General features: G+C 72.4%; 9 protein-coding genes. 3 read left to right on the top strand and 6 right to left on the bottom strand.

The window, feature by feature from the left end:
* Position 1: 1 nt before the first annotated feature.
* From Dsi01nite_RS34920 to Dsi01nite_RS34910, 3 genes are read right to left on the bottom strand one after another with little or no spacing between them, the layout of a single operon-like run.
* Positions 2 to 901, bottom strand: a complete 900-nt coding sequence (locus tag Dsi01nite_RS34920) for a carbohydrate ABC transporter permease (protein WP_203850617.1) — start codon at positions 899 to 901, stop codon at positions 2 to 4.
* Positions 898 to 1,875 (bottom strand): ABC transporter permease, encoded by a 978-nt coding sequence (locus Dsi01nite_RS34915; RefSeq protein WP_203850616.1) that lies wholly within the window; start codon positions 1,873 to 1,875, stop codon positions 898 to 900. The genes Dsi01nite_RS34920 and Dsi01nite_RS34915 overlap by 4 nt, the downstream gene beginning before the upstream one ends.
* The gene (locus Dsi01nite_RS34910) at positions 1,872 to 3,572 is read right to left on the bottom strand and encodes a type 2 periplasmic-binding domain-containing protein (protein ID WP_203850615.1); all 1,701 of its coding nucleotides are present in this window, start codon (positions 3,570 to 3,572) and stop codon (positions 1,872 to 1,874) included. The genes Dsi01nite_RS34915 and Dsi01nite_RS34910 overlap by 4 nt, the downstream gene beginning before the upstream one ends.
* Positions 3,573 to 3,818: 246 nt before the next feature.
* On the opposite strand from Dsi01nite_RS34910, the gene Dsi01nite_RS34905 reads away from it, so the two are divergent.
* Complete coding sequence (locus Dsi01nite_RS34905; RefSeq protein WP_203850614.1) at positions 3,819 to 6,257, top strand: glycoside hydrolase family 3 C-terminal domain-containing protein; 2,439 nt, start codon at positions 3,819 to 3,821, stop codon at positions 6,255 to 6,257.
* 8 nt (positions 6,258 to 6,265) lie between these two features.
* Here the strand turns inward: Dsi01nite_RS34905 and Dsi01nite_RS34900 are convergent, their stop codons facing one another.
* The 3 genes from Dsi01nite_RS34900 to Dsi01nite_RS34890 form a co-directional block, all read right to left on the bottom strand.
* The gene (locus Dsi01nite_RS34900; RefSeq protein ID WP_203850613.1) at positions 6,266 to 8,077 is read right to left on the bottom strand and encodes an EAL domain-containing protein; all 1,812 of its coding nucleotides are present in this window, start codon (positions 8,075 to 8,077) and stop codon (positions 6,266 to 6,268) included.
* Positions 8,078 to 8,191: 114 nt separating this feature from the next.
* Positions 8,192 to 10,285, bottom strand: coding sequence for a 3-hydroxyacyl-CoA dehydrogenase NAD-binding domain-containing protein (locus Dsi01nite_RS34895; protein WP_203850612.1), 2,094 nt, complete (start codon positions 10,283 to 10,285; stop codon positions 8,192 to 8,194).
* Positions 10,285 to 11,487 (bottom strand): acetyl-CoA C-acetyltransferase, encoded by a 1,203-nt coding sequence (locus Dsi01nite_RS34890; RefSeq protein WP_203850611.1) that lies wholly within the window; start codon positions 11,485 to 11,487, stop codon positions 10,285 to 10,287. The genes Dsi01nite_RS34895 and Dsi01nite_RS34890 overlap by 1 nt, the downstream gene beginning before the upstream one ends.
* Positions 11,488 to 11,579: 92 nt before the next feature.
* Between Dsi01nite_RS34890 and Dsi01nite_RS34885 the strand changes: the two genes are divergently transcribed.
* Both Dsi01nite_RS34885 and Dsi01nite_RS34880 read left to right on the top strand, forming a co-directional pair.
* Positions 11,580 to 12,803: a TetR/AcrR family transcriptional regulator gene (locus tag Dsi01nite_RS34885; RefSeq protein ID WP_203850610.1), complete on the top strand. Its 1,224-nt coding sequence runs from the start codon at positions 11,580 to 11,582 to the stop codon at positions 12,801 to 12,803.
* 125 nt (positions 12,804 to 12,928) lie between these two features.
* Positions 12,929 to 14,743, top strand: a complete 1,815-nt coding sequence (locus Dsi01nite_RS34880) for an AMP-dependent synthetase/ligase (RefSeq protein ID WP_203850609.1) — start codon at positions 12,929 to 12,931, stop codon at positions 14,741 to 14,743.
* Positions 14,744 to 14,748 lie beyond the last annotated feature (5 nt).

The following is a 14,748-nucleotide window of genomic DNA, read 5'->3' as shown; positions in this document are numbered from 1 at the left end:
GTCAGCCCTTGATCGCGCCGGTGAGCATGCCCTTGGTGAAGTGCCGCTGCACGAACGGGTACGCCACCACGATCGGGATCAGGGTGAGCGTGACGACCGCCATCTGCAGCGACAGCTGGGCGATCTGCTGATGGCCGGCGTACTGGCCGGTGCCGGTGACCCCGCCGCCGGGCATCGAGCTGCCCTGCAGCGTGTACGTGTAGAGGATCATCTGCAGCGGCCACTTGCCGTTGTCGGGCAGGTACAGCAGCGCGTTGAAGAACGAGTTCCAGTAGCCGACGGCGTAGAACAGGGTGATGACGGCGGTGACGGCCCGGGAGGTCGGCAGCACCACCGACCACAGGATGCGCCACTCCCCCGCACCGTCCATGCGGGCCGCGTCGATGAGCTCCGGTGCGGTGCCGCTGAAGAAGCCGCGCATCACCAGGATGTTGAACACCGACACGGCGCTGGGCAGGATCATCGTCCAGTACTCGCCGTAGCCGCCGAGCGAGGTCACGACGAGGAACGTCGGGATCAGCCCGCCGCTGAAGAACATCGTCACGACCAGGAACAGCAGGATGCCCCGGTGGCCGAGCGACCCGTGCCGGGACAGCCCGTAGGCGCACAGGACGGTCACCACCATCGACAGTGCCGTGCCCACGGCGGTGATGGCGAGGCTGACCAGCAGCGAGTGGGTGACGAGCTGGTTGGTGAAGATCTGCCGGTACGCCTCGACCGTCAGCTCCGTCGGCACCGTGACCAGCCCGCCGGCCTCGTTGATGGCCGCCTGCGTGGAGAAGCTGGTGAGCACGATCGAGTACAGCGGCACCAGGATCACCGCCACGACGAGGAACAGCGTGATGCCCTTGCCGGCCTTGCCCACGGGCCCGAGCGGCTCTTCCCAAACAGGGGCGGTCATTTGCGATACAGTCCGTCCTCGCCGAAGGCGTGCGCGAGCTTGTTGGCGGCCAGCACCAGGATCAGGGACAGCACGCCCTTGAACAGGCCGGCGGCGGCGCCGTAGCTGAAGTTGTTGTTGACCACGCCGTAGTAGTAGGCGAAGGTGTCGAGCACCTCGGAGGCGTCCCGGCCGACCGCCTGCCGCTGGACGAGCATCTGTTCGAAGCCGACGGTGAGCGCGTTGCCCAGGCGCAGCACCAGCATGAGCACGATGACGCCGCGCATGCCGGGCAGCGTGATGTGCCACAGCCGGCGCCACCGGCCGGCACCGTCGGCGGCGGCCGCCTCGTAGAGGCTCTGGTCGATGGCGGCGAGCGCGGCGAGGAACACGATGACGCCCCAGCCGGCCTCCTTCCACACGGCCTGCGCGGTGACGAGGTACTTGAAGGCGTCGGGGTCGGTCATGATGTCCCAGGTCGCCCAGCCGTGCCGGCGCAGCATGGTGTTGAGCGCGCCGGCGCCGCCGAGCATCTCCTGGAACACGGTCACGACGAGGACCCAGGAGAAGAAGTGCGGCAGGTACACCACCGACTGCACGAACGAGCGGAGGCGGGCGTTGACGACCTCGTTGAACACCAGCGCCAGGGCGATCGGCACCGGGAAGTACAGCACGAGCTGCACGGCGCTGATGACGAGCGTGTTGGACAGCGCGTGCCAGAAGATCGGGTCGTCCAGCAGCCGCTGGAAGTTGTCGAGGCCGGTCAGTGGGCTGTGCCAGAAGCCGGAGTAGATGTCGTAGCTCTGGAAGGCGGTGACCAGGCCGAGCATCGGCACGTAGGCGAACACGGCGAGGAGCACGACCGCCGGCAGCGTCATGAGCAGCAGCGAACGGTCCCGGAGCAGCCGGATCCGCCACCGCCGCTGTGTGACGGTCGCGGCCGGAGCCGGACGCGGTGGCGCGTCCGGCTTCGTCGCGGTCCCGCCGGTCGTCATTTGCCGGTGCCGAACTTCTCGCGGATGCCGTCGTAGAACTTGCGCAGGTCGTCGCCGCCCTGCTTGCGCCAGGTGGTGACCGCCTCGGTCCACGCGGAGATCGGTTTGCGGCCGAGCTTCACGTCGGTGATCGTGTCCATCATCGGCTGGCCGAGCGAGGCGAACTGCGCCGGCTCGGACACGTTCATGCCGTAGAACAGCGGCTTCACCGTGTGCTTGACCAGGTCGGCCTGCCAGGCGGCGGCGTCCTTGACCACCTGCACGGCGCCTGACTGCACGGTGCTGGCCGACGCGGGGCAGGCCAGGAACTGGAACGTGGTGGCGATCTCCTTGCTGCCCTGCTCGGTCAGCAGCGGGTTGCCGGCGGTCATCGTGTGGTGCGTGCCGGCGGTGCCGAAGTTGACGGTGAGCCACTCGGCGGAGCCGTAGGGCGCGGCGAGGTAGTTGGCGATCGCGAGGAGTTCCTTGATCTGGCCGTCGTTGAGCTTCTTGTTCAGGTAGCTGTACATCGACGCGCCGTTGCCGAGCTGGATGGTCGGCTTGTCGCCCTTGGCGCTGAACAGTTTGAACGCCTGCCGGTTGTAGCTGGGGTTGGCGGCGGCGCCGGACTTCGCGTCGTCGCCGTTCCAGGCGCCGGTGCCGTCGGCGCACACGGCGACCTTGCCGCTCCAGAAACGTTGCTTGGCGTTCTGGCTGTTGTTGGCGACCGCGTCGGGGTGCAGGTAGCCGGCCTTGACCATCTTGGCGTGCCAGTTGAGTGCCTCGACGATGCCGTCGGTCTCGTACCGGTGCTGCAGCTTGCCGCCGGAGTCGGTGGTCCACGGGTACCCCTGGCTGGGGAAGCCGAAGATCTGGCAGATGTAGCCGGCGTCGTTGCCGAACAGGTCGTCGAACGCCCACTGCCCGGCGGCGGCGTTGGTCAGCGCCTTCCCGATCGCCTCCAGGTCGGCGATGCTCGTGACGTCGGCGGAGACGCCCGCCTTGTCGAAGATGTCCTTGCGGTAGAAGTAGGCGCCGGCGATGACGGCGTTGGAGGAGTAGATCGGCAGGCCGTAGAGCTTGCCGTTCCACACACCGGACACCCAGGCGTTGGTGGACAGCGCGGCGAGGTTCGGATACTGCTTGACCTTGTCGCCGGCCAGATACGGGGTGAGGTCGGCGAACTTGGTGCGGACCGCCTCGCCGAAGTTGAGTTTCGTGGTGGTCCAGCTGGGCACGTCGATCCAGTCCGGCAGCTTGTCCGCGGCGAACAGCGGCGGCAGCAGGTCGGCGTAGGTGTTGCCGTCGGCGGGTTGCAGCTTCAGGGTCGCGCCGAGTGCCTTGTTGACCGCGTCGTAGTAGGCGTTGCCGCTGGACGGCGGGATCGCGCCCCACAGCGGGGTCATCGTCACGTAGGTCCCGCCGGCGCCGACCGCGCCGGTCACGGTGCGGACCGGGTTGGCCGGGTACGCCAGGAACGCCGGGTCGGTGGACGCCCCGTTGGCGCCGGCGACGACCGGGATGTCGGGCTTGACCAGGTCGCTGGGCGCGTAGGCGGGCAGCGCCTTGGACAGGTCGCCCTCGCTGGTCGTGCCGGCGCCCTTCTCCTTCGGGCTGCCGCAGGCGTCCAGCAACGGCACGGCGGCGATGACGGCGATGGAGGTGAGCAGGCCGCGCCGGCTCAGCCCGCCGGCGTCTGGGATCGCTCCGCTTTGCATGGTGGTTCCACCCTCCGGGTGATCGAGGTGCACGATGCGGTGCGCGAAGTATCGAAGCGCTTCGACAGCGCGACGACTGGCCAGACCGTAGGGCATCGATGCGCGGGCGACAAGGACACGACCGGGACATCGACGTGGACCGTGCCGCCGGGCGTGAAAGTTTCGCCCAGTTTGACAGCCACCGGCCGGGCATCGATCATCGAAGCGCTTCGACTGGCCGGCTCTCCAGCAGATCGGGGACCACGCATGAGCTCGCCCGACGCCGTCGCGGACCTGCTGCGGCGGCTCACCACCGCCGAGAAGATCGCGATGCTGCACCAGCGGCAGCCGGCCGTGCCGCGGCTCGGCCTGGCCGGGTTCCACACCGGCTGCGAGGCGCTGCACGGCGTCGCCTGGCTCGGCCGGGCCACCGTCTTCCCGCAGGCCGTCGGGCTCGGCGCGAGCTGGGACCGGGCGCTACTGCGCGCCGTCGGCGAGGCCGTCTCGACCGAGGTCCGCGCGCTGCACCGGGACGGGCGTGCCTCGCTCAACGTGTGGGCGCCGGTGGTCAACCCGCTGCGCGACCCGCGGTGGGGGCGCAACGAGGAGGGCTACAGCGAAGACCCGCTCATGACCGCCGAGCTGGCCGTCGCGTACTGCACCGGGCTGCGCGGCGGGCACCCCGACGTGTGGCGGACCGCGCCCGTCCTCAAGCACTTCCTCGCCTACAACGTGGAGACCGCCCGCGACGTCGTCGACATCGCCGTGCCCGAGCGGGTCCTGCACGAGTACGAGCTGCCCGGGTTCCTCGAGCCGCTGCGCGCGGGGGTGGCGGCCGGGGTCATGCCGGCCTACAACCTCGTCAACGGCGTGCCGAACCACGTGCATCCGCTGATCGCCGGCGTGCTGCGGGCCGTCGCGCCCGACCTGGTGGTGTGCTCCGACGCGCAGGCACCGTCGAACCTGGTGGAGACCGAGCGGCACTTCCCCGATCACGCCACCTCGCACGCCGCGGCGCTGCGGGCCGGGGTGGACAGCTACACCGACAACGGTCCCGACGCGGCACCCACCGTCGCCCGGTTCACCGAGGCCCTCCGGCGCGGTCTGATCACCGAGGCGGACGTCGACGCGGCCCTGGGACGGATCCTGCTGATGCGGGCCCGGACCGGGGAGTTCGCACCGGCACGGGACCCGTACACCGGGATCCGCGACGACGTCATCGGCTGCGAAGCACACACCCGGCTGGCGGCCCGCGCCGCGCACTCGGGCGTCGTGCTGCTCAAGAACGCCGCCGGCACGCTGCCGTGGACCGGGACCGGCGGCGTCGCGGTCATCGGGCACCTCGGCGACCGGGTGCTAACCGACTGGTACAGCGGCACACCGCCCTACACGGTCACCCTCGCCGACGCGCTACGGGCCCGGCTCGGCCGGCGTTCGGTGACCACTGTGGACGGTGTCGACCGGATCCGGCTCGCCACCCCCGACGGCCGCCAGGTGCTCCTCGACCCCGACGGCACGCTGCGGCTCGGCGACGGGCCCGGCGCGACGTTCGCCCATCAGCAGTGGGGCACCAGCGTGCCGTGCCCGGTGCCGGTCCACACCCTGCGGGAGGACCGCACGGACCACTACGTCACCGTCGAGGAGTCCGGCGTCCTCGCCGCGACCGCGGTGACGCCGGACGGCTGGGTGGTGCGCGAGCTGTGGGAGCTGCACCCCGCCGGTGCCGAGGAGTTCCTGCTGCACTCCAACGCCCTCGGCCGGTACGTGACCGGGACCGCCGACGGGCGGCTGACCGTCGGCGACGGCGGCGCGCTGCGGTTCACGCGCCTCGAGGTGACCTCCGGGGTGGCGGCGGCCGTGGCGGCCGCCCGGGATGCGGCGCGGGTCGTGCTGGTGCTGGGCAACGACCCGCACATCAACGGCCGGGAGACCGTCGACCGTTCCTCGCTGCTGTTGCCGCCGGAACAGGAGACGCTGCTGCGCGCGGTCCTCGACGCCGCGCCGGCCACGGTCGTCACGCTGGTGTCCAGCTATCCCTATGCGATCGACTGGGCCCAGGAGCACGCGCCGGCGATCCTGTGGAGCAGCCACGCCGGGCAGGAGCTCGGCAACGCCCTCGCCGACGTCCTGCTGGGTGCGGCGAACCCGGGCGGGCGGCTGCCGCAGACCTGGTATCGCGGCGACACCGCGCTGCCCGCACCCACCGACTACGACATCATCGGCTCCGGGTGGACCTACCAGTACCATCGCGGCGAGCCGCTCTACCCCTTCGGCCACGGGCTGTCGTACACGACGTTCGGCTACGGCCCGCTGGACGTCACGCCCACCGCCGACGGATACACCGCGAGCGTGACCGTCACCAACACCGGCGACCGCGCCGGCGACGAGGTCGTGCGGCTGTTCGTGACCCCGCGGTGCTGGCCGGTGCCGGCGCCGGCCCGGCGGCTGGTCGGCTTCGAGCGGGTGCCCCTGGCCGCGGGCGAGTCCCGCGAGCTCCGCTTCGCCGTGCCGGTGACGGCCCTCGCCTACTGGTCCGGCGGGTTCGTCGCCGGTGGGTCCGTCGCCGGTGGGTCCGTCGCCGGTGGGTCCGTCGCCGGTGGGTCCGTCGCCGGTGGGTCCGTCGCCGGTGGGTTCGTCGCCCCGCCCGGCGAGTACGTGTTCCACGCCGGGCCGGACGCCCGGTGCACGGTGACCCGGAGCGCCTGATCCGCGACCTACGACCGGACCGCCGGGTCGCCCGGTAGCGCGTCCTGCAGCTCGGGCAACGGCTGGAGCCGGTGCCGGCCGACCGCGCCCGTCGCGGCGGCCTGCCTGCGCCCGGTGCGCAGCAGGCCGGTGAGATGGTCGGCGGGCGCGGGCATGCCGAGGTGATAGCCCTGCGCGTACGGGACCTGCAGCTGCCGCAGCCAGGTGAGCTGCTCGTCGACTTCGACCCCCTCGGCCGTCACCTCGATGCCGACGCTGCGGCCGAGATCGCCGAGCAGTTTGACGACCGCGTGGTCGTTGCGGCTGTCCAGCATCCTGGCCACGAACGACCGGTCGATCTTGATGCCGGTCACGGGCAGGACCGACAGGTGGCGCAGCGTCGCCGAGCCGGCTCCCATGTCGTCGAGCACGATGCCGACCCCGTGGTCGCGCAGTCGCCGCAGCTGGTCGACGGCGCCCCGCAGCTGGGCGAGGTCGGCCGACTCCGGCAGCTCCACCCGCAGGCGCTCCGGCGCGAGCCCGGCGCGGCGCAGCGTGGCCAGGACGCTGCCGGCGAGGTCGGCGTCGTTGAGCGTCTCGACGGTGAGGTTCACGTTGACGCACCGCGGCGCCCGGCCGCCGTAGGCCGCCTCCCAGGCGGCGAGGTCGGCGCAGGCGCGCTCGAGGACCCAGCGGTCCAGGGCGGGGAGCTGGCCCGCCTGCGACACCGCCGGCAGGAAGCGTTCGGGGGTGAGCAACCCGTGCTGGGGGTGCAGCCAGCGGACGAGCGCCTCGACGGACCAGACCCGGCCGTCGTTGACACCGATGATCGGCTGGTAGAACAGGCGCAGCTCGCCGCGGTCGATGGCACCGCGGATGCCGTCGCCGGCGCCGGGCAGCGGGTCCCCCTGGGAGCCGGTGGCCGACGCGATCCGGACTGTGCCGCCGCCGGCGCGCTTCGCCTGATACATCGCCAGGTCCGCCTCCCGCAGGAGGGTCTCCGCGTCGGAGCCCGCGCTGCCGATCGCCACGCCGACGCTGGCCGTGCTGTGCGCACCGGCCGGCAGCGCCGGATCGGGCGTCGCGACCGCCTCGCGGAACCGCTCGCCGAGCGCCGCGGCCGACAGGTCCGCGCGGGCGCCTCCGGCGATCCTCGTCAGCACCGCGAACTCGTCGCCGCCGAGCCGCGCGACCAGGTCGCCGTCGCCGGCGAGTGCGCCGAGCCGGCGGGCGACGGAGACGATGAGCCGGTCACCGACGTTGTGACCGAGCGTGTCGTTGACCTGCTTCATCCGGTCCAGGTCGAGGAACACGACGGCGATGCCCGGGTGCTCGGCGTCGCGGCAGGCCGCGGCCAGCCCACGGAGGAACTGCGCCCGGTTCACCAGGCCGCTCAGCGGATCGCGAACGGCCTGGTGGTTCATGAGATCGGCGAGCGCCTCGTAGAGCCGCGCCGCGGACACCCGGGCGAGCTGACCACCGGGCCGGCGCACCAGCACGTCGTCGTAGCGCCGGGTCCGGTCGCGCCGGCCGAGCTGCTCGCACACGTCGACGACCAGTGCGTCCTCCGCCACGATCATCGGCGCCGGGTCGGCCGTGCGACCCGCCGGCGTCTTCTCCCACAACGCCCGTCCGTAGCCGAACGGCCCGGCCATCAGCTGCGCGAACCGGTCACGGTTGATGAGGCCGACACCGCCGTCGAGATACAGCACCGCCACGCAGGGCAGTGCGGGGTCCGCACGGAAGTGTAGATCGAGCTCGCCGCAGCGCATGGTGGCGTTGACGACGGCGATCGGACGTGCGAGGGGCCCGACCACGTCAGGCGGCACCGGGGGCGACACGCAGTCCATCATCGACGAGCGGCGACTGTGGACAAAGCCCAATCTTTCCGGACGATCGCCCGCTACCTGCTGTTCATGTCGGGGGCTCGCCCCACCCGCTACCCTGCACGAGGTTCAGCGGAACTCCTCCCCGCGGACGGCCTTGTCCAGCAGCAGCCGGGGCGGGTCGAAGCGGGACCCGTAGCGCGTGGCGAGCTCGCGGGCCCGGGCGATGAAGCCGGGCAGGCCACCGTCGTACTGGTTGACGTACTGCAGCACGCCGCCGGTCCAGCCGGGGAAGCCGATGCCGAGGATGGAGCCGATGTTGGCGTCGGCGACGCAGGTGAGGACGCCCTCGTCGAGGCACCGCACCGATTCGAGGGCCTCGGCGAACAGCATCCGCTCCTGCAGGTCGATCAGCGGCGGCCGGACGCCGTCCCGGGCGAAGTGTTCGCGCAGTCCGGGCCAGAGCCTGGTGCGCTTTCCGTCGGCGTACCCGTAGAACCCGGCGCCGCCGGACCGGCCGGGCCGCCCGAACTCGTCGATCATGCGGTCGATGACCGCGTCGGCCGGATGTGGGGTCCAGGCGCCGGCGGCGGCATTCTCGCGACGGATCTTGCGCGGCAGGGTGAGGGTCAGCTCGTCCATGAGCTGCAGCACCGGCGCCGGGTAGCCGGCCTGGGCGCTGGCCTGCTCGATCGACGGCGCGGCGATGCCCTCGGCGAGCATCGCGACGCCCTCGTTGGTGAAGGTGCCGATGACGCGGCTGGTGAAGAAGCCGCGGCTGTCGTTGACGACGATCGGGGTCTTGCGCAGCTGTCGCACGACGCCCAGGGCGCGGTCGACGGCGGCGTCGGAGGTGCCGGCGCCACGGATGACCTCGACGAGAGGCATCCTGTCCACGGGTGAGAAGAAGTGCAGGCCAACGAAGTCCGCCCGGCGCCGCACGCCCTCGGCGAGCCCGGTGATGGGCAGGGTGGAGGTGTTGGAGCACAGCAGCGCGTCGGCGGCGACGATATCCTCGATCTCGGCGAACACCTTGTGCTTGAGCGCCGGGTCCTCGAACACGGCCTCGATGACCAGGTCCGCGCCGGCCAGGTCGGCCGGGTCGGCGGTCGGGATGATCCGGTCGAGGAGGTCCGGTCCGCCGCGCCCCTTGGCGACGAGGCGTTCCGAGTACGCCTTGCCGCGCCGGGCGGCCTCGACGGTGACGTCCTTGAGCAGCACCCGCATGCCGGCCCGGGCGCACACGTAGGCGATCCCGGCCCCCATCATCCCGGCGCCCAGCACCGCGACCTCGGTGCACCGCTGTGACCCGCCGCGGGCGTTGGCGGCCTGCAGGTCGAAGAAGAACGCCCGGATCATGTTCTTCGCGATCTGCCCGGTGGCCAGCTCGGTGAAGTACCGGGCCTCGATGTCGAACGCGGTCGCCAGGTCCACCTGCGCGCCCTCGACGGCGGCGGCGAGGATGTTGCGGGGCGCCGGATACGGGGCGCCCTTGAGCTCCTTGCGCAGGTTCGCCGGAAACGCGGGCAGGTTCGCGGCGAGCTTCGGGCTGCTCGGCGCGCCACCGGGGATCCGGTAGCCGGGCACGTCCCACGGCTGCACCGCGCCGGGGTTCGCCGCGATCCAGGCCTTCGCCCTGTCCAGGAGCTCCTCGTGAGGGGACACCTGGTCGACCAGGCCGATCTCGAGGGCCTTCGCCGGCCGGTGCCGCTGGCCTTTGAGCAGCACCTGCAGCAGCGCCTCGGTGAGGCCGAGGAGGCGCACCGTCCGCACGACCCCGCCGCCGGCCGGCAGCAGGCCGAGCGTGACCTCGGGGCACCCGATCTCGATCGTGCGGTCGTCGGCGACGACCCGGTGGTGGCAGGCGAGGGCCAGTTCCAGGCCGCCGCCGAGGACGGTGCCGTTGATCGCCGCGACCACGGGCCGGCCCAGCGTCTCCAGGCGGCGCAGCTGGGCCTTGACCCGCATGCTGGCCGCGTACGCCTCCGCCGCCTGGTCCGCGCCGATGCTGCCGAGCATGTCCAGGTCGCCGCCGGCGAACCAGGACCGCTTCGCCGAGGTGATGATCACGCCGGTGATGTCGGCCCGCTCCGCCTCGAGGCGGTCCAGGACGGTGTCCAGGCTCGCCAGGAACGCCGCGTTCATGGTGTTGACGCCCCGGCTGGGGTCGTCGACGGTGAGCACGACGACGCCGTCGGCGCCGCGGTCGTATCGGATGGTCATCAGAGCCGCTCCACGATCGTCGCGATCCCCATGCCGCCGCCGATGCACAGGGTGACCAGGCCGAACCGCTGGCCGCGGCGTTCCAGCTCGTCCACGATCGTGCCGAGCAGCATCCCGCCGGTCGCACCGAGCGGGTGGCCCATCGCGATCGCGCCGCCGTTCACGTTGACCTTGTCCAGGGGGAGGTCCAGGTCTTTGGCGAAGCGCAGCACGACCGCGGCGAACGCCTCGTTCATCTCGACCAGGTCGAGGTCCGCGACGGTGAGGCCGGCCTTCGCGAGGGCCTTGCGGCTGGCCGGTGCCGGTCCCGTCAGCATGATCGTCGGGTCGGCGCCGGACACGGCGGCCGCGACGATCCGCGCCCGTGGTGTCAGCCCGGCCGCCGCTCCCGCCCGTTCAGTGCCGACGAGGACGAGCGACGCGCCGTCGACGATGCCGGAGGAGTTCCCAGCGGTGTGCACGTGCTCGATCCGCTCGACCCAGTGGTACCGCTGCAACGCCACCGCGTCGAAACCGCCGAGAACCCCGAACGACGGCGGCAGCGCCGCGAGGCCTTCGGCCGTGGACGCGCGCAGGTGCTCGTCGCGGTCGAGCACCACCAGGCCGTTGCGGTCCCGGACCGGCACCACCGACCGGGCGAAGTAGCCGCCCGCCCAGGCCTTCGCCGCGCGGGTCTGCGACTCCAGGGCGTAGGCGTCCACGTCCTCGCGGCTGAAGCCCTCCATGGTCGCGATCAGGTCGGCGCCGATGCCCTGCGGGACGAACCGCGTAGCGTAGTTCGTCTCCGGGTCCAGGGCCCACGCTCCCCCGTCGGAGCCCATCGGCACCCGCGACATCGATTCCACGCCGCCGGCGAGGACGAGGTCCTCCCAACCGGCGCGGACCTTCTGCGCGGCGACGTTCACCGCCTCCAGACCGGACGCGCAGAACCGGTTCAGCTGCACCCCCGCGACGGTGTCCGGCAGGCCGGCCGCGATCGCGGCGGTCCTGGCGATGTCGGAGCCCTGGTCGCCGACGGGCGAGACGACACCCAGCACGATGTCGTCGATCGCGGCCGGGTCCAGGTCCGGGTGGCGGGCGTGCAGCTCGTCGAGCAGCCCCACGACCAGCGACACCGGCTTCACGCCGTGCAGCGCGCCGTTCTGCATGCCCCGCCCGCGCGGCGTGCGGACCGCGTCGAACACGTAGGCCTCTGGTGTCATCGCAACCTCTCCGGTCGGTGTGCGAATCTTCGTTAACTTTGTCGGAGACGCTCCGCGCCCGTCAAGGCCCGGCCTGCCGTAGGCTCCACGGTGTGCCAGCCACCGACCTCGCTCCCAGGAAGCGGCCGAAGAACCGCAAGGCCCAGATCGCGCTCGTCGCGGCCGAGTTGTTCTGCGAGCGCGGGTATCACCTGGTCGGCATCGACGAGATCGCGGCGGCGGTCGGGATCAGCGGGCCGGCGGTCTACCGGCACTTTCCCAACAAGTACGCGATCCTCGTGCACGCCACCCGCGAGCTGGTCACCGCGGCACTCGACGCGGCGCGGGAGGTGCCGGGCGACGACCCGGCCGAGGTGCTCGACGCGCAGCTGGCCGCGCTCGCCCGGTTCACCGTGGAGCGGCGCAAGGTCGGCGCGCTGTACCAGTGGGAATGGCGCTACCTCGCCGAGGAGCACCGCACCGAGTTCCGCGCCGACCTCGCCACCCTCGACGGCCGCCTCGTCGCCCCGCTGCGGCGGCTGCGCCCGGAGCTGTCCGCCGGCGGCGCCGAGTTCCTGGTGCGCGCCGCGCTGAGCACCTTCGGCAGCCTGACCACGCACCGGGCCGCCGCGCCGAAGGCCCGCGCCGAGGCGACGCTGCACCGGCTCGGCTGGGCGATGCTCCGCGCCGATGCGCCGCCCGCGGCCGCGATCCGGTCCGCCCGCGGCGCCGCGCACCTCGCCGCGCACGCCGCCGAGCCGCCCGCGCACGGGCTCGAGTCGCGCCGGGAGCTGCTGCTGGCCGCGGCGATCCGGCTGTTCCACCGGCTCGGGTATCACGCCGTCGGCATGGAGGACATCGGCGCCGCCGCCGGGATCAACGCCTCCAGTGTGTACCGCTACTTCCCGAGCAAGGGCGATCTGCTCGCCGCCGCGTACTACCGCGCCTCGGACCGGCTGGCCGCGTCGACGGCGACGGCGCTGCGGGGCGCCACCGGCCCCGGCGACGCGGTGCGCCGGCTCGTCGCGGCGTACGTCGGCTTCGCGTTCGGCGAGAGCGACCTGGTCTCGGTGTACCTCGCCGAGAACAACAACCTGCCCGAGCCGGACCGGCACGAGCTGCGCAAGGTCCAGCGGCTGCACGTCGAGGAGTGGGTGCGGCTGCTCACCCAGGCCCGCCCCGACCTGCCGGCCACCGACGCCCGGGTGCTCGTGCACGCGGCCATCAACCTGGTCACCGACCTGGGCCGGGCCGTCCGTTTCACCGGGACCGGCGGCGTGCCCGCTGCCGTCGCCCGGCTCGCGCTCGTCGCGCTGCACACCTTCCCAGAAAGTTAACCGTCGTTTACAGTGCCCACAGGAGCGACGGCGGTGTGCCCGTGCCCCGCTCCGGCGACGTCAGACGCCACGACGCTCCGGTGACCACATCCCGCGCACGGTCACCGGGTAAGGGAGGCACCACGATGACCCCTGTCACCGACACCCGGGACGACCTCGCGCGGCGGTTCGCCGCGACCGCCGCCGGCCTGACCATCCCTTCGCTGCTCGAGCGCAACGCCCGCGAGTTCGGCGACCTGCCCGCCCTCAGCACCCTCGCCGGCGCCGACACCCTGAGCTGGGCGCAGGTCCGCGACCGGGTCGCCGCCCTCACCGTCGGCCTGCACGAGCTCGGCCTGCGCCCCGGCGACCGCATGCTGACGTTGATGTCCAGCCGGCCCGAACACTGGCTGATCGACCTCGCCGCGGTGCACCTCGGCGCCGTGCCCGCCACCGCCTACGCCACGCTCAGCGGCGACCAGCTGCGCTACGTCGCCCAGCACAGCCAGGCCCGCGTGATCGTGGTCGAGAACACCGCCCAGCTCGACCGGATCCGGCCGTTCCTGCCCGACCTGCCGTCGCTGCCGCGGGTGGTCCAGCTCGACGGTCCGCCCGAGACCGGCACGGTGCCGCTGCACGACCTCGAGACGGCGGCCGACCCGGCGGCGTTCGAGCGGCTGTGGCGGGCGGTGCGCCCGGAACAGCCCGTCACACTGCTCTACACCTCGGGCACGACCGGCGATCCGAAGGGTGTGCTGCTCAGCCACCACAACGTGGTGTACCAGTCGGTGGTGCTGGAGGCGACCGTGCCGGTGCCCGACCACGCGCCGGCACTGGCGTACCTGCCGCTCGCCCACATCGCCGAGCGCATGCTGGGCATCTACAACGCGGTGTACCGGGCCGGGCACGTCACGATCTGCGCCGACCCCGCGCAGCTGGCCGCCGGGCTGCTGCGGGTCCGCCCGGTCTCGTTCTTCGGCGTGCCCCGCGTGTGGGAGAAGATGGTCGCCGGCATCCAGGCCTTCGTCGCCGCCGCCGACCCCGCCGTCCGAGCCGCCTTCGAAGCGGCCCGGTCCGCCGCGTTGGAGCGTCATGTACTGCGGGAGGCCAGCCTGCCGGTGCCCGCCGAACTCGCCGCCCGGGTGTCCACCCTGGACGAACAGGTCCTCCGGCCGGTGCGGGCGCGCCTCGGGCTGGACCGCACGAGCTGGGCCGGCAGCGGCTCGGCGCCGATCCCGGTCGCGGTGCTGCGGTTCCTCGCCGGCTGCGGCCTCGACGTGCTGGAGGTCTGGGGCATGACCGAGACCACCGGCACCGCCACGATCAACGCACCGGACGCGTTCCGCACCGGCACCGTCGGGCGGATCAACCCAGGCATGCGGCTGCGGCTGGCCGACGACGGCGAAATCCTGGTCCGCGGCCCCCTGGTCTGTCTCGGCTACCTGCGCGCCGACGGTGGCGTGGAGCCGGCCACCGACGCCGACGGCTGGCTCGCCACCGGCGACGTCGGGGTGCTCGACGACGACGGGTACCTCACCATCACCGACCGCAAGAAGGAACTCATCATCACGTCCAGCGGCAAGAACATCGCGCCGGCGCAGATCGAGAACCTGCTGCGGGCGCATCCGCTGATCGGGCAGGCGGTGGCGATCGGCGACCGCCGCCCGTACGTGACCGCCCTCGTCGTCCTCGACGAGGAGATGGCGCCGATGTGGGCCCGCGCCCGCGACCTCCCCCTGGAGCTGGCCGCGCTCGCGACCGACCCGCTGCTGCTGGCCGAGATCCAGGCAGCGGTCGACGCGGCGAACGCCAAGCTGTCCCGGCCCGAGCAGATCAAGACGTTCCACGTGCTGCCGGCGGCCTGGTCCCCGGTGACCGGCGAGGTGACCCCGACCCTGAAGCTGCGCCGCCGCGTGATCGTCGATCGCTACGCCGACGTCATCGACGGCCTGTACCACTGACGCAC

Source organism: Dactylosporangium siamense, from assembly GCF_016862795.1.
In the GTDB taxonomy this organism is placed as follows: Bacteria; Actinomycetota; Actinomycetes; order Mycobacteriales; family Micromonosporaceae; genus Dactylosporangium; species Dactylosporangium siamense.
Note: the sequence above shows the minus strand (reverse complement) of the source record. Positions and strands in the feature narration are given on the sequence as shown.

Excerpts from the sequence above, each read along its gene's own strand:
- Dsi01nite_RS34920 (WP_203850617.1), bottom strand. The coding sequence starts at position 901 with ATGACCGCCCCTGTTTGGGAAGAGCCGCTCGGGCCCGTGGGCAAGGCC.
- Dsi01nite_RS34915 (WP_203850616.1), bottom strand. The coding sequence starts at position 1,875 with ATGACGACCGGCGGGACCGCGACGAAGCCGGACGCGCCACCGCGTCCG.
- Dsi01nite_RS34910 (WP_203850615.1), bottom strand. The coding sequence starts at position 3,572 with ATGCAAAGCGGAGCGATCCCAGACGCCGGCGGGCTGAGCCGGCGCGGC.
- Dsi01nite_RS34905 (WP_203850614.1), top strand. The coding sequence starts at position 3,819 with ATGAGCTCGCCCGACGCCGTCGCGGACCTGCTGCGGCGGCTCACCACC.
- Dsi01nite_RS34895 (WP_203850612.1), bottom strand. The coding sequence starts at position 10,285 with ATGACCATCCGATACGACCGCGGCGCCGACGGCGTCGTCGTGCTCACC.
- Dsi01nite_RS34890 (WP_203850611.1), bottom strand. The coding sequence starts at position 11,487 with ATGACACCAGAGGCCTACGTGTTCGACGCGGTCCGCACGCCGCGCGGG.
- Dsi01nite_RS34880 (WP_203850609.1), top strand. The coding sequence starts at position 12,929 with ATGACCCCTGTCACCGACACCCGGGACGACCTCGCGCGGCGGTTCGCC.